Annotated in this window: 20 protein-coding genes; 8 read left to right on the top strand and 12 right to left on the bottom strand. The window is 70.9% G+C overall.

Features of this window, described 5'->3' with window-relative positions; translation table 11 throughout:
- Window positions 1-66: 66 nt before the first annotated feature.
- From HFP48_RS02610 to HFP48_RS02600, 3 genes are read left to right on the top strand one after another with little or no spacing between them, the layout of a single operon-like run.
- On the top strand, window positions 67-1,347 hold the full coding sequence (locus tag HFP48_RS02610; protein ID WP_168578978.1) for a TetR/AcrR family transcriptional regulator: 1,281 nt from the start codon (window positions 67-69) through the stop codon (window positions 1,345-1,347).
- Window positions 1,344-2,462, top strand: coding sequence for an NAD(P)-dependent alcohol dehydrogenase (locus HFP48_RS02605; protein WP_210432798.1), 1,119 nt, complete (start codon window positions 1,344-1,346; stop codon window positions 2,460-2,462). Before HFP48_RS02610 ends, HFP48_RS02605 begins: the two co-directional genes overlap by 4 nt.
- Window positions 2,463-2,464: 2 nt before the next feature.
- Window positions 2,465-2,941: a DUF4334 domain-containing protein gene (locus tag HFP48_RS02600; RefSeq protein ID WP_168578977.1), complete on the top strand. Its 477-nt coding sequence runs from the start codon at window positions 2,465-2,467 to the stop codon at window positions 2,939-2,941.
- Window positions 2,942-3,050: 109 nt separating this feature from the next.
- Here the strand turns inward: HFP48_RS02600 and HFP48_RS02595 are convergent, their stop codons facing one another.
- Window positions 3,051-3,734: a GntR family transcriptional regulator gene (locus tag HFP48_RS02595; RefSeq protein WP_006947472.1), complete on the bottom strand. Its 684-nt coding sequence runs from the start codon at window positions 3,732-3,734 to the stop codon at window positions 3,051-3,053.
- Between the two features lie 4 nt (window positions 3,735-3,738).
- Entirely contained in the window at window positions 3,739-4,890 is a 1,152-nt protein-coding gene (locus HFP48_RS02590) for an acyl-CoA dehydrogenase family protein (RefSeq protein WP_168578976.1), read from the bottom strand.
- A gap of 130 nt (window positions 4,891-5,020) precedes the next feature.
- Here HFP48_RS02590 and HFP48_RS02585 point away from each other — a divergent pair, with 130 nt between their 5' ends.
- On the top strand, window positions 5,021-6,535 hold the full coding sequence (locus HFP48_RS02585) for an aldehyde dehydrogenase family protein (RefSeq protein ID WP_006947468.1): 1,515 nt from the start codon (window positions 5,021-5,023) through the stop codon (window positions 6,533-6,535).
- 5 nt (window positions 6,536-6,540) lie between these two features.
- The gene (locus tag HFP48_RS02580; RefSeq protein ID WP_044476596.1) at window positions 6,541-7,515 is read left to right on the top strand and encodes an oxygenase MpaB family protein; all 975 of its coding nucleotides are present in this window, start codon (window positions 6,541-6,543) and stop codon (window positions 7,513-7,515) included.
- Between the two features lie 60 nt (window positions 7,516-7,575).
- Here the strand turns inward: HFP48_RS02580 and HFP48_RS02575 are convergent, their stop codons facing one another.
- The 4 genes from HFP48_RS02575 to HFP48_RS02560 all read right to left on the bottom strand — a co-directional run bounded on the left by HFP48_RS02575 (window position 7,576) and on the right by HFP48_RS02560 (window position 10,668).
- Window positions 7,576-9,072 carry an MFS transporter gene (locus HFP48_RS02575; protein ID WP_168578975.1) on the bottom strand — a complete coding sequence of 499 codons (1,497 nt, stop codon included), beginning with the start codon at window positions 9,070-9,072 and terminating at the stop codon, window positions 7,576-7,578.
- Window positions 9,073-9,172: 100 nt separating this feature from the next.
- Window positions 9,173-9,730, bottom strand: coding sequence for a TetR/AcrR family transcriptional regulator (locus HFP48_RS02570; protein ID WP_006947463.1), 558 nt, complete (start codon window positions 9,728-9,730; stop codon window positions 9,173-9,175).
- On the bottom strand, window positions 9,727-10,335 hold the full coding sequence (gene recR, locus HFP48_RS02565) for a recombination mediator RecR (protein WP_006947462.1): 609 nt from the start codon (window positions 10,333-10,335) through the stop codon (window positions 9,727-9,729). Before recR ends, HFP48_RS02570 begins: the two co-directional genes overlap by 4 nt.
- A gap of 9 nt (window positions 10,336-10,344) precedes the next feature.
- Complete coding sequence (locus HFP48_RS02560; RefSeq protein WP_050034469.1) at window positions 10,345-10,668, bottom strand: YbaB/EbfC family nucleoid-associated protein; 324 nt, start codon at window positions 10,666-10,668, stop codon at window positions 10,345-10,347.
- A 76-nt stretch (window positions 10,669-10,744) separates the two neighbouring features.
- Here HFP48_RS02560 and HFP48_RS02555 point away from each other — a divergent pair, with 76 nt between their 5' ends.
- Window positions 10,745-11,503, top strand: a complete 759-nt coding sequence (locus HFP48_RS02555; protein WP_083662374.1) for an Rv3717 family N-acetylmuramoyl-L-alanine amidase — start codon at window positions 10,745-10,747, stop codon at window positions 11,501-11,503.
- Here the strand turns inward: HFP48_RS02555 and HFP48_RS02550 are convergent.
- The gene (locus HFP48_RS02550) at window positions 11,500-11,934 is read right to left on the bottom strand and encodes an SRPBCC family protein (protein WP_029547133.1); all 435 of its coding nucleotides are present in this window, start codon (window positions 11,932-11,934) and stop codon (window positions 11,500-11,502) included. The two genes, HFP48_RS02555 and HFP48_RS02550, sit on opposite strands and share 4 nt — an antisense overlap.
- A 137-nt stretch (window positions 11,935-12,071) precedes the next feature.
- On the opposite strand from HFP48_RS02550, the gene HFP48_RS02545 reads away from it, so the two are divergent.
- The gene (locus HFP48_RS02545) at window positions 12,072-13,505 is read left to right on the top strand and encodes an FAD-binding oxidoreductase (protein ID WP_168578974.1); all 1,434 of its coding nucleotides are present in this window, start codon (window positions 12,072-12,074) and stop codon (window positions 13,503-13,505) included.
- Window positions 13,502-14,803, top strand: coding sequence for a class I SAM-dependent methyltransferase (locus tag HFP48_RS02540; protein WP_065923124.1), 1,302 nt, complete (start codon window positions 13,502-13,504; stop codon window positions 14,801-14,803). Before HFP48_RS02545 ends, HFP48_RS02540 begins: the two co-directional genes overlap by 4 nt.
- A gap of 38 nt (window positions 14,804-14,841) precedes the next feature.
- Here the strand turns inward: HFP48_RS02540 and HFP48_RS02535 are convergent, their stop codons facing one another.
- The 5 genes from HFP48_RS02535 to HFP48_RS02515 all read right to left on the bottom strand — a co-directional run bounded on the left by HFP48_RS02535 (window position 14,842) and on the right by HFP48_RS02515 (window position 22,126).
- Entirely contained in the window at window positions 14,842-15,879 is a 1,038-nt protein-coding gene (locus tag HFP48_RS02535; RefSeq protein ID WP_168578973.1) for a type IV toxin-antitoxin system AbiEi family antitoxin domain-containing protein, read from the bottom strand.
- Window positions 15,880-16,002: 123 nt separating this feature from the next.
- On the bottom strand, window positions 16,003-18,153 hold the full coding sequence (locus HFP48_RS02530) for a 3-hydroxyacyl-CoA dehydrogenase NAD-binding domain-containing protein (RefSeq protein WP_065923125.1): 2,151 nt from the start codon (window positions 18,151-18,153) through the stop codon (window positions 16,003-16,005).
- Window positions 18,154-18,181: 28 nt separating this feature from the next.
- Window positions 18,182-19,396 (bottom strand): acetyl-CoA C-acetyltransferase, encoded by a 1,215-nt coding sequence (locus HFP48_RS02525; RefSeq protein ID WP_006947448.1) that lies wholly within the window; start codon window positions 19,394-19,396, stop codon window positions 18,182-18,184.
- Window positions 19,397-19,544: 148 nt separating this feature from the next.
- Complete coding sequence (locus HFP48_RS02520; RefSeq protein WP_065923126.1) at window positions 19,545-20,207, bottom strand: response regulator transcription factor; 663 nt, start codon at window positions 20,205-20,207, stop codon at window positions 19,545-19,547.
- Window positions 20,192-22,126, bottom strand: a complete 1,935-nt coding sequence (locus HFP48_RS02515) for a histidine kinase (protein WP_168578972.1) — start codon at window positions 22,124-22,126, stop codon at window positions 20,192-20,194. Before HFP48_RS02515 ends, HFP48_RS02520 begins: the two co-directional genes overlap by 16 nt.
- Window positions 22,127-22,167 lie beyond the last annotated feature (41 nt).

Here is a 22,167-nt window from a genome sequence, read left to right as displayed (position 1 = left end):
TATGGTGCTGGGCGCTAACGTTTGCGATAGGCTGCCGGGACCACGCCCGGCATGGATGGAGGTACGGTGGCGGAGCAGACCCGGACCGGTTCGCGGGCGACGCGGACACGGTCGACCGCCCGCACGTCGACCGAGGCGGCACCGGCTCCGCGACGGCGGCCGAAGAACCGCAAGGCACAGATCGCCGCGGTCGCGGCGGAAGCGTTCAGCGAACGCGGTTACCACGGCGTCGGGATCGACGAGATCGCCGCCGCGGTCGGCATTTCCGGCCCCGCCCTCTATCGGCACTTCCCCAACAAGTACGCGCTGTTCCGGGACGCCGCGCTGAGCCTGGGCACGACGCTCGGCACGGCCGTCGCCGAGGCGGACGAGGACGCGGTGGACGACCCCGCCGAGCGGCTCGAGCGGCTGCTGCTCGCCGCGATCCGCACCACCGTCGAGTGCCGTCGCACCGCCGGGCTCTACCGGTGGGAGAACCGCTACCTGACGGCCGAGGACCGCAGCGAGGTCCGCAGCGTGATCTGGGGCGTCAACCGCCGTGTCGGCGCCGCCCTGGCCGCCCTGCGCCCGGACCTGCCGGAGCCGGACAACGTGTTGCTCAGCGCCGCCATGCTCAGCGTCGTCGGCAGCATCACCGCCCATCGGGCGCCGCTGTCCAACCGCCGGATCGAGCGGTTGCTGCTGGACGCGTGCCGGTCGGTGGCCGCGGTCCGGCTCGAGGCGGCCGGCCCGTCGCGCGCCGCGGCCGTCCGGACCCCCGGCCTCGCCGTCGCCAACAAACGCGAGGTGCTGCTGCACGAGGCGATCCTGCTGTTCCACGCCCGCGGGTACCACGACGTGAGCATCGAGGAGATCGGCGCCGCGGCCGGCATCAACGCCTCCGGCGTCTACCGGCACTTCGCGAGCAAGTCCGACCTGCTCGCCGCGGCCTTCCACCGAGCCGCGGACCGGCTCTCCGTCGCCGTGAACACCGCGCTGGCCGACTCCACGTCTCCGGCCGAGGCGCTGCGCGCCCTCACCGACGTGTACGTCCGGTTGTCCTTCGCCCAGAGCGAGCTGATGTCGGTGTACTTCACGGAGATCGGCAGCCTGCCCGCCGCCCACCGCACCGACCTGCGCAACATCCAGCGGCTCAACGTCGAGGAATGGGCCCGTCTGCTCGCCGACGTCCGGCCGGGCCTGTCCGCGGTCGAGTGCCGATTCCTGGTCCATGCCGCGCTGAACCTCGTGCTCGACATAGGCCGGCTGATGCACTTCGAACCCACCCCGTCCAACGAGAGCCGGGTGCAGCAACTGATGCTGGTCACCCTCCTCGGTAACAGCGCCCCGCGGGAGGCGAACTCGTGACGCACACGGCCACCGCGGCGGTACTGCGCGACTACGGGACGACACCGCGGGCGGAGCCGATCGAGTTGCCGCCGCTGCGGCCCGACGAGGTCCTCGTCCGGATCGGTGGCGTCGGCATCTGCCACACCGATCTCACCGCCGCCGCCGGCGGGGTCCCGATCCCGCTGCCGGCCGTCCTCGGGCACGAGGGTGCGGGCACCGTCGTCGAGATCGGCTCCGACGTCACCGATCTCGCAGTCGGCGACCCGGTGGTGCTCGGATTCGACTCGTGCCGAACGTGCCGCAACTGCGCGCGCGGCCGGCCGGCCTACTGCACCCGCTTCGCCCCGCTCAACTACGGCGGCCGTCGCGCGGACGGCTCGACCACCCTGTGCGACGCGTCGGGGGAACCCCTGCACGGGAACTGGTTCGGACAGTCGTCGTTCGCATCCCTCGCGATTGCCACCGAACGCAACGCCGTGCGCCTGCCGGACGACGTTCCGCTCGTCCCGGCCGGACCGCTGGGCTGCGGGTTGCAGACCGGCGCCGGAGCGGTGCTGCGGGTCCTGCGGCCCGAACCCGGCTCGTCGATCGCCGTGTTCGGTCTCGGCGCGGTCGGCATGGCCGCCGTCATGGCCGCCCGGATCGCCGGGTGCGGCACCGTCGTCGGCGTCGACCCGAACCCGCGGCGGCACGCGCTCGCCCGCGAACTCGGTGCGACGGAGACACTGAACCCCGACGAACACACCGACCCCGGCCGGCGGATCCGCGAGATCACCGGTGGGGGAGTCGATCACGCCGTCGAAGCCGTCGGTACCGAAGCGGTGATCCGGCAGGCACTGGCCTCGCTCACGATCCCCGGCACCTGTGCCACGCTGGGACTGCGCGCCGGCCGGAATCCGGTCACCGTCGACCAGACGCATCTGCTCAACGGGCGCACCCTCACCGGGGTGATCGAGGGGGACGCCGACCCGCACGTGTTCCTCCCCGAACTCGTCCGCCTGTGGCAGCAGGGCTCGTTCCCAGTGGAGAGACTGATCCGCACCTTCCCGTTCGAACGATTCGACGAGGCGCTCGCCGCCGTCCGGGCCGGCGACGTCGTCAAGGCAGTACTCACCTTCGACCCTCAGGAGTGACCATGACCGTGGCCGACGAGCTGGCCGCACTGCGCAGCCGGACCGACGTGATCTCCCCGCGCGAACTCGACGCCCTGTGGGCGCGTCTGGAGCCCGCCCGCCTCGGCGATCTCGTCGGATACCGCTGGCGCGGATTCAGTTTCGACACCGGCCACCGGACCCACACCCTCCTCGACCGGGCCCGGTGGTACGGCAAGCAGTTCGCCGCCGCCGACGACGTGCAGCCGCTGCTGTGCTACGACGCGAACGGGGAACTCTTCTCCGACGTCGACACCGGGCGCGGCGAGGCGAGCCTGTGGGAGATCCGGTTCCGCGGCGAGGTCACCGCCACGATGGTCTACGACGGCATGCCCGTGTTCGACCACTTCAAGAAGGCCGACGACGACACGCTCGTCGGGGTCATGAACGGCAAGGGCAAGCTCGTCTTCGACGCGGGCGAACACTACTGGTTCGGCCTCGAACGCGACGTCGCGCTGTAGCACCCGATCCCGTTGGCAGTGGCCGAATGTCACATCACTTCGGTCTGATCGAAGGAATGTGACATTCGGCCCTCACGACCACCGCAACCACCGCCACCCGGGGTGCGGGTCAGCTGCGAGGTGCGATCCGGTCCAGGTGGGCCAGCAACCGGGCCACCGCGTCGTCGAACTGCACCTCGGTCTGCGCGATCACCTCGGCGCGGTCCCCCCTGCGGAACGCGTCGATCAGCCGGGCGTGCGACGCGACAGCGAGCCGGCCCCAACCCGGATCCGCCGCGTAGAGCCGGTACGGGGTATAGCGCGCCGCACAGTAGAGAAACCAGGCGAGCTTCGGACTGGCCGCGATCCGGTTCAGGTCCCGGTGGAACTCGAACTCCGCGTCGGCGATCCGCTGTGCCTCTCCGGACTCGACGGCCAGGCACAGCGCATCGTTCAGGGCGCTCAACCGCTCGAGGTCCGCGGGTTCCGCGGAGCGCAGCGCGCGCAGGGCCAGTTCCACCGCGATCTGCTTCTGCAGCCAGAAGATGTCGGCCACGTCGCCCCGGTCGAGCGGCGAGACGACGTAGCCGCGGTTGGGTACCGACTGCACCAAGCCCTCGCCGCGCAGCGTCAGCAGCGCCTCCCGGACCGGGGTGACGCTGACCCCGAGTTCGGCGGCGGTCTCGTCGAGACGCACGAAGTCGCCGGGCCGCAGCGCACCGGAGATGATGAGTCCGCGCAGGTGGGTCGCGACCTCCTCGGAGAGCTGGGGCCGTCGCCGTAGTCCGCGCGACGCTCGGGCCGGTGCCGTCATCGGTCTACAGCCCGTAGCTCTTGCCGATGATGTCGCGCTGGATCTCGTTGGTGCCGCCGAAGATCGTCGACACGATCGTCCTGCGCACGTGGTGTTCCATGTCGAATTCGGTGGCGTACCCGTAGCCACCCATCATCTGCATGCCTTCGAGGGCGGTCTTCTTCGCGACCTCGGTGGCCTTGAGCTTGACCATGGACGCCTCGCGCGGGAACAGCGTGCCCGGGTTGGCGTCGACGAGGCGCGCGACGCGGTACACCAGCAGCCGGGTCGCCTCGATCTCGGTGGCCAGGTCCGCGACCCGGTGACGGATCGCCTGGAACGTGCCGACCGGGCGGCCGAACTGCTTGCGTTCGGTGACGAACTGCAGGGCGTCGTCGAAGGCGCGCTGCGCGGTGCCGAGCATCATCGCGGCCAGGATGAGCCGCTCGGTGTTCAGCCCGGCCATCAGCTGGGTCCAGCCGTTGCCGACCTCGCCGACGACGGCGTCCTCCGGCAGGCGCACGTCGGTGAGGTAGAGGTCGTTGACCTCCTTGCCGCCCATGGTCTCGATGCCGCTGATCTTCAGGCCCGGCGTGCCGGCCGGCAGATGGAACATGGTCAGGCCCTGGTGCTTGGCGCCGCTGCGGTCGGTGCGGGCGACGAGCAGGATGTTGTCGGCGAAGTGCGCGTTGGAGCACCAGGTCTTCTGGCCGTTGATCAGCCAACCGTCGTCGACCTTCTCGGCGCGGCAGGTCAGGGCGCCGACGTCGGAACCGGCCTCGGGCTCGGACATGGAGATGGACTGGGACCGGCCCTCGACGATGCCCCCGAGCACGGTCTCCTTCTGCGCTTGCGTGCCGAACTTCTCGTAGGCGGCGCCGGTGATGAGGGTGGGGCCGATGCCGCCGATGGGGGCCATGCCGCGCGTGCTCTGCTCGAGCAGGATGCACAGGTCGACCGTGCTGCCGGCGGACCCGCCGAACTCCTCGGGGACGGTCACGCCGAGCCAGCCGAGGTCGGCCATCTTCCGGTACAGCTCCTGGCTGTGGCTGTGCGTGCCGTGGTCGGTGAGGGCGTCGCGCTGGGCGCGGGTGCCCACCTCACGGCGGCAGAAGTCGGCGACGGCCGCCGCGAAGTCCTGCTGCTCCGGAGTGAACTCGGTGAGGTTGGTGTGCATGGGATCGGCCTCCTGGCCTGGACAAGTAGTGGGGGGTTGTCGACGCCGGGCGCGCCGCCTAGTGTGAGATCCACGACAGTGAATCACATCAAATATATTTGATGCGACCCAGTGAAGGAAGCGTCACTCCATGACCCAGGACCTCAGCACCCCCGGCACGCCGTCGCCCGCTCCCCCGTCCGCCACGTTCACCAGCCTCGACCCGCGCGACGGTTCCGTCCTCGCGGAGTACCCGATCGCCGACGCCACCGACGTGGCCGCCGCCGTCGACCGCGCCCGTTCGGCCGCCCGCTGGTGGGCCGCCCAGGGCTTCCGCGGCCGCCGGGACTGGCTGCTCGAGTTCAAGAAGGCCGTCGCCGCCGACGCCGAGGCCCTCGCGGCCGTCGTCTCCGCCGAGACCGGCAAGCCGCGCGGCGACGCCTTCCTCGAGGTGATGCTCGCGATCGAGCACCTCGACTGGGCCGCCCGCAACGCCAAGAAGGTGCTGCGCCCCCGCAGGGTGCCGTCCGGCCTCGCCAGCGCCAACCAGCACGCCACCCTCGAGTACCAGCCGCTCGGCGTGATCGGCGTCATCGGGCCGTGGAACTACCCGGTCTACACCCCGATGGGCTCGATCTCCTACGCCCTCGCCGCCGGCAACGCCGTCGTGTTCAAGCCGTCCGAACTGACCCCGGGCGTGGGCAGGTGGCTCGAGCAGAAGTGGAACGCGCTCGCTCCCACGCAGCCGGTGTTCCAGGTGGTCACCGGCCTCGGCGAGACCGGCGCGGCACTCGCCCGCTCCGGTGTCGACAAGATCGCCTTCACCGGCTCCGGCGCCACCGCCCGCAAGGTCATGGCCGTGTGCGCCGAGACCCTCACCCCGCTCGTCGCCGAGTGCGGCGGCAAGGACGCGATGATCGTCGCCGAGGACGCCGACCTCGACAAGGCCGTGGAGATGGCCGCGTTCGGCGCGTTCGGGAATGCGGGCCAGACCTGCGCCGGCGTCGAACGCATCTACGTCGTCGAGCCGGTCTACCGGCAGTTCCTCGACAAGCTCACCGCCACCATCGAGCGGGTGCGCCCCGGCGGCACCGACGACGCCAGCTACGGCCCGATGACGCTGCCCCGGCAGATCGACATCGTGCGCGGCCAGATCGACGACGCCCTCGATCACGGCGCCGAGGCCGTCGTCGGCGGTCGCGAGTCGGTGCACGACCGCTACGTCGACCCGGTGATCCTCACCGACGTGCCGGAGCGGTCCTCCGCCGTGTGCGAGGAGACCTTCGGCCCGACGGTGGTGGTCAACAAGGTGCGCGATCTCGACGAGGCCGTCGAGCGCGCCAACGCCACCGACTACGGCCTCGGCGCGTCGGTGTTCACCAAGGACCGCTCCCGCGGCCGCAAGATCGCCGACCGATTGCGCACCGGCATGGTGTCGGTGAACTCGGTGCTCGGCTTCGCGGGCATCCCGTCGCTGCCGTTCGGCGGCATCGGCGAATCCGGGTTCGGCCGCATCCACGGCGCCGACGGCCTGCGCGAATTCAGCCGGCCCAAGTCGGTGACCGTCGAGAGGTTCCGGGCCCCGCTGAACCTGCTCACGCTCGAGCGCACCGCGCGGGACATGAAGATCGCCGCGTGGATGCTCAAGACCCGGCACGGGCGGTGACACCGATGACGTCGACCTCCCCCGACCGCACCCAGGAACGCACGCGCGGCGCGTCCGTCGCCGCCCGCCCCGACGCCCGGACGGAGAAGGCCACCACCTTCCCGGCGCCGAACCGGGACCCGCACGCCGGGCTCGGCCGGTTCGGCTGGCTGAAGGTGATCGAGGGCCTGGACCCGGTGACCCACCATCAGGACATCCTGCGGATCACCGCGGGCTACGAGTTCCCGTGGGACTACCAGCGGTCGCTCGAGTTCGCGCTGTTCCGTACCTACTGCGTGCCGAGCATCTCCGCGCTGCTGGCCCGCACCGGCGAGTTCGAGCACCGCCCGCAGAAGCGCTACGACGACACCGCGATCCTGATGTCCGAGCTCGTCGAGCACGGCTACGACTCCGATCGGGGCCGCGAGTCGCTGCGCAACGTCAACCGGATGCACGGCAGGTACTCGATCGACAACGACGACATGCTCTACGTGCTCTCGACGTTCGTCTACGACCCGATCGACTGGATCGACCGCTACGGCTGGCGGCGGCTGCACCCGCACGAGCGCCTCGCGTCGTTCCATTTCTACCGGCAGGTGGGAATCCGGATGGGCATCAAGGACATTCCGGAGTCCTACCAGGAGTTCCAGCGGTTCAAGCTGGACTACGAGGACGAGCACTTCACCTACAGCGACGACAACCACCGCATCGGCACCTACACCCTGCGGCTGTTCCAGTCGTGGTATCCGAAGGCGCTCGCACCCGCCGTCGCCACCGCGGTGTACGCGCTGATCGACGAGCGGATGGCCGCGGCGTTCGGGTTCCCGCAGGGCTCTGCGCGGGTCCGGGCGGTCGCGGAGGCCGCGCTGCGCGCCCGGTCCGCGGTGGTGCGCCGGCTGCCCAAGCGACGGCTCTCGCGGGCGGCGAGCAACCCCAACAACCGCACCTATCCGGGATATCCGGAGGGCTACCGCCCCCGGGATCTCGGCGTGGGGTACTGATCCGGGGGGAGGGGAGGGCGCCGGCCCGCCCGCCCCGGAGGGGCGGCGGGCCGGCGTGCGTCACCCGGCGGGCACCTCGGCGACGTGCTCGGCGGGACGCCGGTTCGCCGCCGGCAGGGCGAGCGCGGCGACGAACACCACCACCGCGCACGTCGCGCACACCAGGTAGGCGATCGAGAAGCCCGCCGTGGTGATGCCCCCGTTCGACAGATGCGCCGCGAGAACGGTCGCGACCACCGCGCTGCACACGGTGCTGCCCGTGGTGCGCAGCAGCACGTTGACGCCGTTCGCCGCGGCGGTCTGCTCCAGCGGGACCGCGCCCATGATCAGCACCGGCAGCGTGCAGTACACGAGGGTGGTGCCGATGGCGGCGACGCCGAGCGCCACCACCACCGACCACAGCGGCTTGTCCGGCACCGCATGCAGCGAGTATCCGCACAGCAGGAACAGTGCGCCGGCCAGCATGGGGACCTTCGTTCCCCACCGGTCGGACAACCGCGCCGCGACGAGGGAGAACGACATCATCGCGAAGCTCGCCGGCAGCTGGCACAGGGCCGCGAGCAGGATCGGCAGCCCGTAACCGGCGCCGCGGTCCGGGTCGGCCTGCAGCAGCTGCGTGGTGATGAGGGTGTTGCCGTAGAACGCGAACCCGACCAGCAGGGCGGCCAGGTGCGGCATCAGGACGGTGCGCCGCGCCGAGACCCGCAGATCCACGAGGGGGTTGCGGTTGCGCAGCTGCTGGAAGCCCCACAGTCCGAACAGGACCACGGCGGCGGCGAACATCGACAGCACGGCCGGGCTGGTCCAGCCCCAGGTGCTGCCCTGGGTGATCGGGACGAGCAGGCTCACCAGCGCGGCGGTCAGGCCGACCGCGCCGACGCCGTCGAACCGGCCGCCGGTGCGGGTGCGGGACTCCCGGATGAACACCGCGGCCGCGGTCATCACCGCCGCGCCGATCGCGGTGGTGACCCAGAACAGCACGTGCCAGTCCGCGAACTGGACGATGGCCGCGGCGAACGGGATGCCCAGGGCGGTGCCCAGGCCGAGCGTGGAGCTGAGCAGGGCGATCGCCCGTCCGATCCGTTCCCTGGGCAGTTCCTCGCGCAGGATCGACATGCCGATCGGGATGATCGCGGCGCCCGCGCCCTGCAGGCCGCGGGCGGTGATGAGCACCGCGATGTTCGAACTGATCGCGCAGAGCAGCGACCCGACGGTCATCAGGACCAGGGCGACGAGCAGCATGCGCTTCTTGCCGATCATGTCGGCGAGCCGCCCGAAGATCGGGGTCATCACGGCCCCGACGAGCAGCGTGGTCGTCACCAGCCACGACACGGCCGTGGTGCCGGCGCCCGTCAGGGCCGGCATGCTCGGCAGCAGCGGCACCATGACCGTCTGCATGATCGCCTGGAAGATCGCCCCGACCGCGAGGATCGGGAAGACGAAACGCGACGGCCGGGGCGCGACGGCCGTTCCCGACCCACCGGCGGACGCCGCAGCGAGGGGCCGGTCCGGCCGGGACCCGCGCAGCCGGAGGGGGTGGGTGGACACGTACGCCATCGGTCCTCCTCCGCGTGGGGTGAATAATTGTTTACTAGGCTAAGTGAATAGCCGTTTACCCCGCAACAGAGGTGACCCGCGTCTCACCCCGGACCGTCTGTCACTCCGCCCCGTCGAGCAGCTCCTGCACCAGCGGCGCGTACCGCGCCACCACGTCCGGCACCGAACCGGTGGCCCGCTCCCCCAGCATCCGGCGCCGCATGATCGCCAGCCCCATCACCATCGACATCGCCAGCTCCGCGCGCAGCCGCGCGTCCGGACCGGGCAACCGCGCGGCGAGCGCGTCGATCATCTGCTTCGAGTAGTTCTCCCGGAGTGTGCGGTTGCTCTCCTCGCTCGCCCCGCTCATGAACAGGATGTTCATCGAGAGCGGCTTGTACGGCTCGAGCGGCCGGGCCAGCATCGAGACCATCCGCTCCCCCAGCTCCCCGAGCGGGCCGTCGAACAGCACCCGCGCCGCCTCCTGGAAGTCGACCAGGGCGTCGAACAGCTGCTCCTTGGAGCCGAAGTACTTGATGATCAGCGGCGCGCTGACCCCGGCGTCCTCGGCGATGTCCTTGAGGGTGATCTCGCGGTACGGGCGCGTCGCGAACGCCATGCCCGCCGCGTCGAGGATCCGGCGGCGCGTCTGCTCCCCGGTGCGCCTCGGCGCCGTCACAGTGTGCGTCGGCCCGAGAGCGCCCGGCCGAGGGTCAGCTCGTCGGCGAACTCGAGGTCGCCCCCCATGGGCAGACCGGACGCCAGCCGCGTCACCGTCAGGCCGGGGAAGTCCCGCAGCATCCGCACGAGGTACGTCGCGGTGGCCTCGCCCTCCGTGTTGGGGTCCGTCGCGATGATCACCTCGGCGACGTCGACGCCGTCCTCCTGGTTGCCGATGCGGGTGAGCAGCTCGCGGATCCGCAGCTGGTCCGGCCCGATGCCGCTGAGCGGATCGAGCGCGCCGCCGAGCACGTGGTAGCGGCCCCGGAACTCGCGGGTGCGCTCGATGGCCTGCACGTCCTTCGGCTCCTCGACCACACAGATCTGGGTGCGGTCCCGGCGCGGATCGGAACAGATCCGGCAACGCTCCTGATCCGACACCGTGCCGCACACCTCGCAGAACCGGACGCCGTCGCGCACCTGCTGCAGGGCCGCCTGCAGCCGGTCGATCTCCGGCGGCTCGAGCGACAACAGGTGGAACGCGATGCGCTGGGCGCTCTTCGGACCGATGCCCGGCAGCTTGCCGAGCTCGTCGATCAGGTCCTGGACCGGTCCCTCGTACACGTGACTCCTCTAGAAGCCGGGCAGACCGGGGATGCCGCCGCCCAGCCCGCCGGCCAGTGGGCCGAGCTTCTCGGAGGCGATCTCCTGCGCCTTCGCCGACGCGTCGGCGATCGCGCCGATCACCAGGTCCTGCAGCGTCTCCACGTCCTCGGGGTCCACGACCTTCGGGTCGATGTGCAGGCCGACGACCTCGCCGGTCCCCTTCACCGTCGCCGTCACCAGGCCGCCACCGGCCTGGCCGGTCACCTCCGCCTGCGCCATCTCCGCCTGGGCGGCCATCAGCTGCTGCTGCATCTGCTGCGCCTGCGCGAGGAGCTGCTGCATGTCGGGCATTCCACCGGGTTCCAAGGCATGTCCTTTCCGCGGGATTTCGCAACTCAGGGTAGTCCGTCCCCGGTACCGTGACGGCATGCGCGTGCGTGGACTGTCCCGCCGGATCACCGTCGCCGCCACCTGCGTGCTGGCCCTGTCCCTGCCGGGACTGCCCGCGACCGCGAACCAGGACCTGCCGCTGGCCGGTCGCACCGTCTTCCTCGATCCCGGCCACAACGGCGCCAACGACGCGAGCATCGCCACCCAGGTGCCCACCGGTCGCGGCGGCACCAAGAACTGCCAGACCACCGGCACCAGCACCGACTCCGGCTACGCGGAGCACACCTTCAACTGGGACGTGGCCACGCTCGTGCGCGCCGAACTCGAGCGGCTCGGCGCGCACGTGCTGCTCAGCCGGCCCGACGACACGTCCGTCGCCGCCTGCGTGGACCGTCGCGCCGAGGAGGCCAACGCCTCCGGCGCGGACGTCGTGGTCAGCCTGCACGCCGACGGCGGGCCGGCCGACGGCCACGGCTTCCACGTCAACTACTCGGCGCCCCCGCTCAACGAGGTGCAGGCCGGCCCGTCCGTCGCTCTCGCCACCGCCGTGCGCGACGCCCTCGTCGATGCGGGCCTGACCCCGTCCACCTACCTCGGCACCGACGGCCTGCTCGGCCGCGACGACCTGGCCGGGCTCAACCTGGCCCGACGGCCGTCCGTGCTGGTCGAGTTCGGCAACATGCGCAACGCGGCGGACGCCGCGACGATGACCGGCCCCGAAGGGCGGCAGCGCTACGCCACCGCCGTCGTCGCCGGGATCGTCGCGTTCGCCGGCGAACCGGCCGAGGCTCTCTAGTCCAGCTCGCGCTTCAGGTTCGCCAGCACCTGCTCCTGGATCTTGCGCAGCCCGAGCGGCGCGAAGGTCTTCTCGAAGAAGCCGCCGATGCCACCCGCGCCCTTCCACTCAGTCAACGTCACCACGGTCGAACCGGTGCCGTTGGGCACCACGCTCCACGTGGTCACCAGGGACGAGTTCGCGTCCCGCTCGGTGATCGTGCTACCCGACACCGCCACTCGCGCCTCGACGTCGCGGGCCCGCTTCTTCGTCGCCTGCAGGATCCAATGCACGACCGTGCCGTCGCCGCGGCCACCCGAGAGCACCCGGTAGTCGCGGTACTGCTCGGTGAGGATGCGCGGACGCACCGACTCGTAGTCCGCGAGGGCCTCGAGCACCCGCTCCGGCGCTGCGGCGAGCTGAATCGAACTGCTGGCGCTTACCTGTCCCACTGTTCCTCCTGTGTCTCGTGGGCCGCTCACGTCGCGGCCGTCACCGAGTCCCATCCTGCCTGCTTCATCGTCGCGCCCGGCCGGGCCCGCGGGGCTATTGTGAAGATCGCCACCGGCGCGTCGCCCCAGGGAGTCGTATGCAGAAGCCGAAGTCAGTCGTAGCCCCGAGCGGAGAATCCGCCCACCGGGCCGGTGTCGAGCGCCTGTTGCGCTCCTACCGCGCCATCCCAGCCGACGCCCCTGTGCGCCTGGCCAAGAAGACCTCCAACCTGTTCCGGGCCCGGGCCCGGGTGGACGCGCCGGGCCTCGACGTGTCCGGCCTCGGCGGGGTCGTCTCCGTCGACCCCGCCGCGCGCACCGCCGACGTCGCCGGCATGTGCACCTACGAGGATCTGGTCGACGCGACGCTCCCCCACGGCCTCGCGCCCCTCGTGGTGCCGCAGCTGAAGACGATCACCCTCGGCGGGGCAGTCACCGGGCTCGGCATCGAGTCGACCTCCTTCCGCAACGGCCTGCCGCACGAGTCGGTGCTCGAGATGGACATTCTCACCGGCACCGGCGAGATCGTCACCGCCACTCCCGACGGCGAGCACGCGGATCTGTTCCACGGCTTCCCCAATTCCTACGGCACCCTCGGATACGCGACGCGCCTGCGCATCGAGCTCGAGCCGGTGAAACCGTACGTGGCGCTGCGGCACCTGCGGTTCGACTCGCTCGACGAGATGCAGTCCGCCCTCGACCGCATCGCCACCGAACGGGTGCACGCCGGGGTGCCGGTCGACTATCTCGACGGAGTGATGTTCTCCGCGACCGAGTCCTACCTGACCGTCGGCACGCAGACCGACGCACCCGGCCCGGTCAGCGACTACACCGGCGAGCACATCTACTACCGCTCCATCCAGCACGCGTCCGTCAACCATCCCAGGACCGACCGTCTCACCATCCGGGACTACCTGTGGCGGTGGGACACCGACTGGTTCTGGTGCTCGCGCGCCTTCGGCGCCCAGAACCCCCGGATCCGGCGGCTGTGGCCGAAGCACCTGCTCCGCAGCAGCTTCTACTGGAAGCTGATCGCCCTCGACCACCGCTACGGCATCGCCGACCGCATCGAGCGGCGCAAGGGCAACCTGCCGCGCGAACGCGTCGTGCAGGACATCGAGGTGCCGATCGAGCGGACCGCGGAGTTCCTGCGCTGGTTCCTCGACGAGATACCGATCGATCCGGTGTGGTTGTGCCCCTTGCGGTTACGCGAGAACGGACCCGCAGCAGGTGATGTCCAGCGCCCGTGGCCCCTGTACCCGCTCGAGCCGAAGCGCACCTACGTCAACATCGGCTTCTGGTCGTCGGTGCCGACCGTTCCCGGCGAGATCGAAGGCGCGGCGAACCGTCGCATCGAACACAAGGTCGCCGAGCTCGACGGGCACAAATCGCTGTACTCCGACTCGTACTATTCGCGCGCGGAGTTCGAGCAGCTCTACTACGGCGGCGGGGACTATCCCGCCCTGAAGAAGCGGTACGATCCCGAATCCCGTTTGCTGGACCTCTTCTCGAAGGCGGTGCACAACAGATGACCACGTTGCGAGAACCACGCACGAACGACGGCCGGCTCACCCTCGCCCAGATCCTCGAGACCGTGACCGGCGGCGAGCTGCCGGTGCGGTTCACCGCGTACGACGGCTCCAGCGCCGGCCCCACGGACGCCCCGTACGGCCTGCGGTTGACCTCGACGCGCGGCACGACCTACCTGGCGACGGCCCCCGGCGACCTCGGCATGGCACGCGCCTACGTCTCCGGTGACCTCGAGGCCGAGGGCGTCCACCCCGGCAACCCGTACGAGCTCCTGAAGGCCCTGGGCGACCTGCACTTCCAGCGCCCGCCGGCGCTGACGCTCGCCCAGATCGCGCGCTCGCTGGGCTTGGAGACGCTCAAGCCCATCGCGCCGCCCCCGCAGGAGCACCTGCCGCGCTGGCGCCGGTTCGCCGAGGGCCTGCGGCACTCGCGCAGCCGCGACGCCGAGGTGATCCACCACCACTACGACGTCTCCAACGCGTTCTACGAGCGCGTCCTCGGCCCCTCCATGACGTACACGTGCGCCCTGTTCGACTCGGAGACGCAGAGCCTCGAGGACGCGCAGGAGAACAAGTACCGCCTCGTCTTCGAGAAGCTGCGGCTGCAGCCCGGGGACCGGCTTCTCGACATCGGCTGCGGCTGGGGCGGGATGGTCCGGTACGCGGCGCGGCGCGGCGTCAAGGTGCTCGGCGTCACCCTGTCGCGTGAGCAGGCCGAGTGGGCGCAGAAAGCCATCGTCGAGGAGGGACTCACCGACCTCGCCGAGGTCCGCTTCTCCGACTACCGCGACGTGCCCGAGACCGGCTTCGACGCGATCTCGTCGATCGGGCTGACCGAGCACATCGGCGTGCAGAACTACCCGGCGTACTTCCGGCGGCTGCACGAGAAGCTGCGCGAGGGTGGGCTGCTGCTCAACCACTGCATCACCCGCCCGGTCAACCGCGGTCCTGTGAAGGCCGGGGGCTTCATCGACCGGTACGTCTTCCCCGACGGCGAGCTCACCGGCTCGGGCCGCATCATCACCGAGGTCCAGGACGTGGGCTTCGAGGTGCTGCACGAGGAGAATCTGCGCCAGCACTACGCGCTGACCCTGAAGGGCTGGTGCGAGAACCTCGTCGCCGACTGGGACGCCTGCGTCGCCGAGGTCGGCGAGGGCACCGCCCGCGTCTGGGGCCTGTACATGGCCGGCTCCCGCCTCGGCTTCGAACGCAACGTCGTTCAGCTGCACCACGTCCTGGCCGTCAAGCTGGGCCCGGACCAGGAGCCGAACGTCCCGCTGCGCCCTTGGTGGGTGGCCTAGGCGGCTCCGCCGCCCGTGCGTGGTTCTGGTAGTGCCCGCTACCAGAACCGCGCACGGCAGCTGCAGGGGTTCGGCTCGTCCCGGACCCAGCCCAGCCGGGTCAGTACCGTCTCGACCTCCCGCGCGACGTCGCACGGCGACGACGCCACCTCCCGATAGCCGAAAACCAGTCGCGACCGGCGGGCCAGCTCGGCGGCGTTGTCGCGGCGCCGGTCACGGAAGGCGACTTCGCGCATCGAATGGACCCACCTGCCGTCCAACCGCACCGTGAGCGGGCATCCGGCGCCGTCGTACGTGCAGTCCTCGTACAGGGTCCTGCCGTCCACGACGACCGGACTCTGCCGGCGCGCCACGGGCAGAGCGTGTGCACGCTCGACGTCGATCGCGTAGTGGTACTCGAGCACGGACTGCACCCCGTCTGCGAGCAACGTCACCGCCTCTGCCAGCGAACTCCGATACCGATACGGCGGTCGTTCCTCGAGTCGCAGACGCACATCGGCCAGTCGGATGCCGGCGTTCGTCACGGTGGCGATCAGCGACAGGTACGCCTCCCGCGGCGACGGTTGCGCGGTGGCCAGATCCAGTGCGGTGTCGACCTTGGTCGTGCGCGGCAAGTACCGATCGACGCCGATGTGTGCGTGTGCCCGTGACCGGTGCACGACTACCCCCGGATGGAGAACGGCAGTCGGCTTCGACACCGGCAGCTTCGCTTTCCGTCCTGGTGCCCGCACCGTGGCTCGCTGCGGCAGCGCAGACTTCCCCACGGGAACGGTGAGGTGAACCGGTGCGGTGTCGTCGACCGGAAGCATGCCCCACACCTCCGCCGCGGTCCGGTGACTGAGCATCGCCGCTCCGCCCCCATACAGCAGGGCCGCCTGGAGCACCATGGTCCGCGTCAACGGTCCGCTGCTGACGGCATACACGCCCTGCAGGACACGTTGCCACCGTCCCGTATCGAGCAGATGCCGGACCGCTCCACGGCCCACCCCCAGCGCAGTCAGCTCCGCCTGTGTGACCAGGCCGGCCCGATCGTCGACCAGCTTCTGAATCTCGCTCTTCCCGAAGTCGTCCCCCATGCCGTCGATGATGGCCGACCCGGCGACGGGCAAGGGCTCCCGACCGTGGTCGGGAGCCCTTGCCTGTGGACAACTCGTGTGTGGTTCTGGCAGCGATTGCTACCAAAACCACGCACGGGCGCGTCAGCGCAGGGACGCCGGCGGGGTGAAGCGCTCGCCGTACTTGGCGGCGAGTTCCTCGGCGCGCTTGACGAAGCCCTCCTTACCGCCCGGGTAGCCGGCGATGTACTGCGCGACGCCACCGGTCCAGGCCGGGAAGCCGATGCCGAGGATCGAGCCGATGTTGGCGTCGGCGGTGGTACGCAGCACGCCCTCGTCGAAGCACTTCTGGGTCTCGATGGCCTCGATGAACAGCATCCGCTCGATCAGGTCCTGGATCGGGATGTCGGTGGGCGCGCTGCTGAACTTCTCGCGCAGGCCCGGCCAGATGCGGGTGCGCTTGCCGTCGGCGTACTCGTAGAAGCCGCCGCCACCGGCGCGGCCCGGGCGGCCCTCGTCGACGAGGAAGTCGACGACGGTGGTCGAATCGTCCTGCGGCACCTTCAGACCCGACGCCTCGGCGGCAGCCTCGGTCTCCTTGCGGATCTTCTGCATCAGCGTCAGGTTCAGCTCGTCCGACAGCTGCAGCGGCGGAGCCGGGTAGCCGGCCTGCGAACCGGCCTGCTCGATCGTGGCCGGCTCGATGCCCTCGCCGACCATGCGGATCGCCTCGTTGACGAACGTGCCGATGACGCGGGAGGTGAAGAATCCCCGCGAGTCGTTGACGACGATCGGGGTCTTGCGGATCTGCTGGGCGAGATCGAACGCCTTGGCCAGCGTCGCGTCGGAGGTCTTCTCCCCCGCGATGATCTCGAGCAGCGGCATCTTGTCGACCGGGGAGAAGAAGTGCAGGCCGATGAAGTCCTCCTGGCGCTTCACTCCCTCGGCGAGGCCGGTGATCGGCAGGGTCGAGGTGTTCGACCCGAGCACCGCGTCCGGCGCGACGACGTCCTCGATCTCCTGGAACACCTTGTGCTTGAGGCCGGTGTTCTCGAACACGGCCTCGATGACCAGGTCCGCGCCGGCCAGGTCGGCGGCGTCGGCCGTCGGCGTGATGCGGGCGAGCAGCGCCGCGGACTTCTCCTCCGTGGTCTTGCCGCGGGCGAGCGCCTTGGCCTCGAGGCCCTCCGAGTAGGCCTTGCCCTTCTGCGCCGACTCGATCGAGACGTCCTTGAGGATCACGTCCATACCGGCCTTGGCGCACACGTAGGCGATGCCCGCGCCCATCATGCCGGCGCCGAGCACGGCGACCTTCCGGAAGGTGGTCTTCGGGAACGGCGTGCCGTCGGCCTGCTTGGGGCGCGACGCCCCGGAGTTGATGGCCTGCATGTCGAAGAAGAACGCCTGGATCATGTTCTTCGCGACCTGGCCGGTGACCAGCTCGGTGAAGTAGCGGCCCTCGATCTTCGACGCGTTGTCGAAGTCGACCTGCGAGCCCTCGACGGCGGCGGCCATGATGGCCCGCGGGGCGGGCATCGGGGCGCCCTTGAGCTGCTTGCGCAGGTTCGCGGGGAACGCCGGCAGGTTCGCCGCGAACGACGGCGACGCGGGGGTGCCGCCGGGGATCTTGAAGCCCTTCTTGTCCCAGGGCTGCACGCCACCTTCGGGATTGGCCTTGATCCACGCCTTCGCGGCGGGGACGAGTTCGTCGATCGAGCCGACGACCTCGTCGATCAGGCCGAGTTCCTTGGCCTTGACCGGGTTGTACTTGTTGCCCTGCAGCAGCACCTGCATCAGCGCGGTCTGGATGCCGAGCATGCGCACGGTGCGGGTGACGCCGCCGCCGCCGGGTAGCAGGCCCAGGCTGGCCTCGGGCAGGCCGATCTGCACGCCCTTGACGTCGGCCGCGATGCGGTGGTGGGTGGCCAGGGCGATCTCGAGACCGCCGCCGAGGGCCGCGCCGTTGATCGCGGCGACGACGGGCTTGCCGAGGGTTTCGAGCCGGCGCAGGTCCGCCTTGATGCCCTCGACCTCGTCGAAGATCCGCTGCGCGTCCTCGGGGCCGACCTTGATCATGTTCTTCAGGTCGCCGCCGGCGAAGAAGGTCTTCTTCGCGGAGGTGATCACGACACCGGTGATGTCGTCCTTCTCGGCGGCCAGGCGGTCGACGGTGGCCTTCATCGACGCCTTGTAGAGCTCGTTCATGGTGTTCGCGCCCTGGTTCGGGTCGTCGAGAGTCAGCACCACGATGCCGTCGGCGTCGCGCTCCCAGCCGATCATGTTGTTCTCAGTCACTGTGAATTCCCCAGTCCCTTCCGAAGTTTCAGACACGCTCGATGATCGTGGCCACGCCCATGCCGCCACCGATGCAGAGGGTGACGAGGGCGCGGCGGGCACCGCGGCGCTCGAGCTCGTCGACCATCGTTCCCGTGATCATGGCGCCGGTGGCGCCGAGCGGGTGCCCCATCGCGATGGCGCCGCCGTTGACGTTGAGCTTCTCGTCCGGGATCTTCAGGTCCTTCTGGAACTTGAGCACGACCGACGCGAACGCCTCGTTGATCTCGAACAGGTCGATGTCGTCCACGGTCAGGCCGGCGGCGGCGAGGACCTTGTGCGCGGCCGGGGTGGGGCCGGTGAGCATGATCGTCGAGTCCGCACCCGAGGTGGCGGTGGCGACGATGCGGGCGCGCGGGGTCAGGCCCATGTCCTTGCCGGCCTGCTCGGAGCCGACGAGCACCAGCGCGGCGCCGTCGACGATGCCGGAGCTGTTGCCGCCGTGGTGGACGTGGTCGATCTTCTCGACGAAGTGGAACTTCTGCAGCGCGACGGCGTCGAAACCGCCCATCTCGCCGACCATCGCGAACGACGGCTGCAACCCGGCCAGGCCCGCGAGGGTGGTGTCGGGACGCATGTGTTCGTCGTGGTCGAGGACGGTCAGGCCGTTCTGGTCCTTGACCGGCACCACGGACTTGGCGAAGTACCCGCCGGACCACGCCGCCGCGGCCAGCTGCTGCGAACGCAGCGCGTACGCGTCGACGTCCTCGCGGCTGAAGCCTTCCATGGTGGCGATCAGGTCGGCGCTCACACCCTGCGGCACGAAGTAGGTGTCGTAGTTGGTGGCCGGGTCGAGGGCCCACGGGCCACCGTCCGAGCCCATCGGCACCCGCGACATCGACTCGACGCCACCGGCGACGACGAGCTCGTCCCAGCCGGAGCGGACCTTCTGCGCGGCCATGTTCACGGCCTCGAGGCCGGAGGCGCAGAAGCGGTTGATCTGCACGCCGCCCACGGTGTCGGGCATGCCCGCCGCGGTGACGGCGGTGCGGGCGATGTCGGCACCCTGGTCGCCCACCGGTCCGACGACGCCGAGGATCAGGTCCGAGATGCGGTTCTCGTCCAGGTCCGGGAACCGCACGCGCAGTTCGTCGATCAGGCCGGTGACCAGGGAGATCGGCTTGACCGAATGCAGCGACCCGGTCTTCTTGCCGCGGCCGCGCGGAGTTCGGATGGCTTCGTAGATGAATGCCTCGGAGGTCACAGTGCAGGGTTCCTTCCCGTGCTTTGCGGATGCGAGGGGCGGCGGCTCGTGACAGCCGTCACGCCCGACCTCGTTCACCCTAGGAGCCGGGGCGCCCCGGACTGAAGGACCGAACCGAGCGGAGTCCGTGACCGAACCGAGCGGACGTTCACGCCCCGAGACCGGCCTCGCGGGCCCGCACGATCGCGGTCGACCGGTCGGCCGCGCCGAGCTTGCCGAGCACGTTCGACACGTGGTTGCGCACCGTTTTCGGGCTCAGCACCAGCCGGCGGGCGATGGTCGCGTTGTCGTGCCCGCGCGCCATCAGGTCCAGCACCTCGCGTTCGCGATCGGTGAGTTCCGGGAACACCGCCGGCGCCAGGGTGCGGGAGGCGGCCATCGCCCCGATGGCCTTGGCGGCGACGGCGGCACCGACGATGACCTCGCCGTCCGCGACGGCGCGGATCGCCCGCTCGACCCCCGACGGGTCGGCACCCTTGACGAGGTAGCCGCGCGCCCCGGCGCGCACCGAGGCGACGAGCGACTCCTCGTCCTCGTGCATCGTCACCACCAGCACCCGCAGCTCGGGGAACCGCCCGAGCAGCTGCCGGGTCGCCTCGATGCCCGAGCCGTCCCCGAGTTCGAGGTCCATGAGCACGACGTCGACGTCCGCGGTGATCACCTCGAGCGCCTCGGCGACCGAACTGGCCTGGGCCACCACCTCGATGCCGTCGAGGGTGCCCAGCAGCGCGACGAGCCCGAGCCGGAACACCGGATGGTCGTCGACGACGGCGACGGCGATCGCCGCGGGGGCGTTCACGACGGCCCCCACGGAAGGTCCGCCGTGACGACGGTGCCGTGCGGCTGCGCCGCGGCGATCTCGACGGTGCCGCCGACGTCCTCGGCGCGTTCGCGCATGCTGTGCGTCCCCACGCCCCGTCGCGCGTTCCGGTCCAGCCCGCGGCCCGCGTCGCGTACCTCGAGGGTGAGCCGGTCCGCCGCCGCCCGCACGAGCACCCGGCACCCGTCGGCGCCGCTGTGCCGCCGCGCGTTGGTGACCGCCTCGGCGGCGATGCCGTACGCCGCGGCGACGACCGCCCCGCCCCGGCCCGGTGGCACATCGGCGTCCACGTCGACGCGGAATCCACTGCGCGAGTGGACCGCCGACATCTCCTCCAGCGCGGCGGCAAGACCCAGCTCGTCCAGGACGGGCGGCAGCAACCCCCGGGAGAGCTCGCGCACGCCCTCGACCTGGTGGTCGAGTTCGCGCAGCAGCGAGTCGATCAGCGGAGCGGCGCCGGCGGAGTCGCTGTCGATGAGGTTGCGGGCGCCCTGCAGCCCGAGCCGGATACCGGCGAGGGACGGACCGAGCCCGTCGTGCAGTTCCCGGCGGATGGTGCGGCGCTCGGCGAGCCGGGCCTCGGTGAGCCGGTCGCGCGCCGCGTCGAGCTCCTCCGAGGACCGCAGCACCACGAGCCCGGCCTCCACCACGGAGGCGAGTTCGCCGAGCGCGCGGAAGCTGCGGGGCCCCAGCGTCTCACCGGGCGGGGCGGTCACCTCGAGCCGGCCGTCGCGCAGGACGACCTGCTCGGTGGGCCCGGTGGGGGTGCCCCATCGGGCGAGCGCCTCGTCGCCGCGGCGCACCGTCACCGACTCGAGGCGCAGCGCCACACCGACTCCGGCGGCGAGGTCCTCGAGCAGCCGCCGCGGCGTCTGCGCCCCCGCGAAGTGCCGGCCGAGCCGGCGCACCGCGCTCGCCGGGTCGTCGCCCTCGCCGTAGACGAGGGTGTGCACGCGCCGGGTCAGCCAGGCCCGCACCGGTTGCACGGCCAGGGCCACCGCGACCGCGGCGATGGCCTGGGCGACGACGGATCCGTCCGTCGGCAGGATCAGGGCGACGGTGGCGGTCACGGCGAGGTAGCCGGTGGCGAGTACCGCGACGAGGCTGCCGGCGACGGCGGCGCGGCCGACCGCGAGGTCGAGCCCCCACAGCCGTTGCCGCAGCACCACCACGAGGATCGCGACCGGGTAGAACGCCTGCGTGGCCAGGTGCAGCAGCGGCGTGAGCATCCACGGCAGGCCGGGCACCGCCAGCGGGATGTAGGACACCGCCATCAGGGCGGTGCCGAGCGCGAGCCAGCCCAGGCCGATGCGATCGGAGACCGGGCCGCACCGCCACCGGTAGGTGATGTCCGCAGCGGCGAGCAGGCCGAGCGTGACGACGGGCAGCACGAGCCAGCCGACGGCGGTGCCGGTGAAGGTGCGGGCCCAGAAGAACCACGCGGTGACCACGGCACCGGCGAGCACGCCGAGGCGGGCGCGCCGGTCGAGCGGCGTGTCGCGGACCAGCCAGGGCACCACCAGGAACAACGCCAGGGTGCCGGGGATCCACGCGGTGCTCTGCAGCGGCGCGAGGACCCCGGCGAACGGCAGCCCGGGCCGCACCTCCGCGAGCTTCGTCCAGGCGTAGCTCAGGGCCGAGAGCCCGACGCCGATCGATGCGAGCGACAGCAGGATCGGCACCGGATGCACCCGGCGCGCCAGCACCACGCCGGCGACGGTGCCGTACACCGCGGCACCCACGGCGTCGACGAGGAAGAACAGCTGATCGGAGTCGAGGTCCGGGCGGGCGGTGGCGAAGACCACGAGGGCCGCGACGGCCAGGCCCCCCGAGAGCACGGCGACGACGGCGGCGGGCACCGGTGCGCCACCGGTGCCCGCCGCCGTCTCGGATGCGTCCGCGACAGCCATGATGCGGTGAGTATGCCCCGCGGCCGGATCCGTCGCGCGGC

It is taken from the genome of Rhodococcus sp. DMU1 (assembly GCF_012272955.1).
GTDB classification, from domain to species: Bacteria; Actinomycetota; Actinomycetes; order Mycobacteriales; family Mycobacteriaceae; genus Rhodococcus; species Rhodococcus aetherivorans.
The sequence above is the reverse complement of the archived record's forward strand: the minus strand, read 5'-3'. Positions and strand labels throughout refer to the sequence as shown.

Excerpts from the sequence above, each read along its gene's own strand:
- HFP48_RS02515 (WP_168578972.1), bottom strand. The coding sequence starts at position 22,126 with ATGGCTGTCGCGGACGCATCCGAGACGGCGGCGGGCACCGGTGGCGCA.
- HFP48_RS02585 (WP_006947468.1), top strand. The coding sequence starts at position 5,021 with ATGACCCAGGACCTCAGCACCCCCGGCACGCCGTCGCCCGCTCCCCCG.
- HFP48_RS02555 (WP_083662374.1), top strand. The coding sequence starts at position 10,745 with ATGCGCGTGCGTGGACTGTCCCGCCGGATCACCGTCGCCGCCACCTGC.
- HFP48_RS02580 (WP_044476596.1), top strand. The coding sequence starts at position 6,541 with ATGACGTCGACCTCCCCCGACCGCACCCAGGAACGCACGCGCGGCGCG.
- HFP48_RS02595 (WP_006947472.1), bottom strand. The coding sequence starts at position 3,734 with ATGACGGCACCGGCCCGAGCGTCGCGCGGACTACGGCGACGGCCCCAG.
- HFP48_RS02590 (WP_168578976.1), bottom strand. The coding sequence starts at position 4,890 with ATGCACACCAACCTCACCGAGTTCACTCCGGAGCAGCAGGACTTCGCG.
- HFP48_RS02545 (WP_168578974.1), top strand. The coding sequence starts at position 12,072 with ATGCAGAAGCCGAAGTCAGTCGTAGCCCCGAGCGGAGAATCCGCCCAC.
- HFP48_RS02575 (WP_168578975.1), bottom strand. The coding sequence starts at position 9,072 with ATGGCGTACGTGTCCACCCACCCCCTCCGGCTGCGCGGGTCCCGGCCG.
- HFP48_RS02540 (WP_065923124.1), top strand. The coding sequence starts at position 13,502 with ATGACCACGTTGCGAGAACCACGCACGAACGACGGCCGGCTCACCCTC.
- HFP48_RS02560 (WP_050034469.1), bottom strand. The coding sequence starts at position 10,668 with ATGCCCGACATGCAGCAGCTCCTCGCGCAGGCGCAGCAGATGCAGCAG.
- HFP48_RS02600 (WP_168578977.1), top strand. The coding sequence starts at position 2,465 with ATGACCGTGGCCGACGAGCTGGCCGCACTGCGCAGCCGGACCGACGTG.
- HFP48_RS02535 (WP_168578973.1), bottom strand. The coding sequence starts at position 15,879 with ATGGGGGACGACTTCGGGAAGAGCGAGATTCAGAAGCTGGTCGACGAT.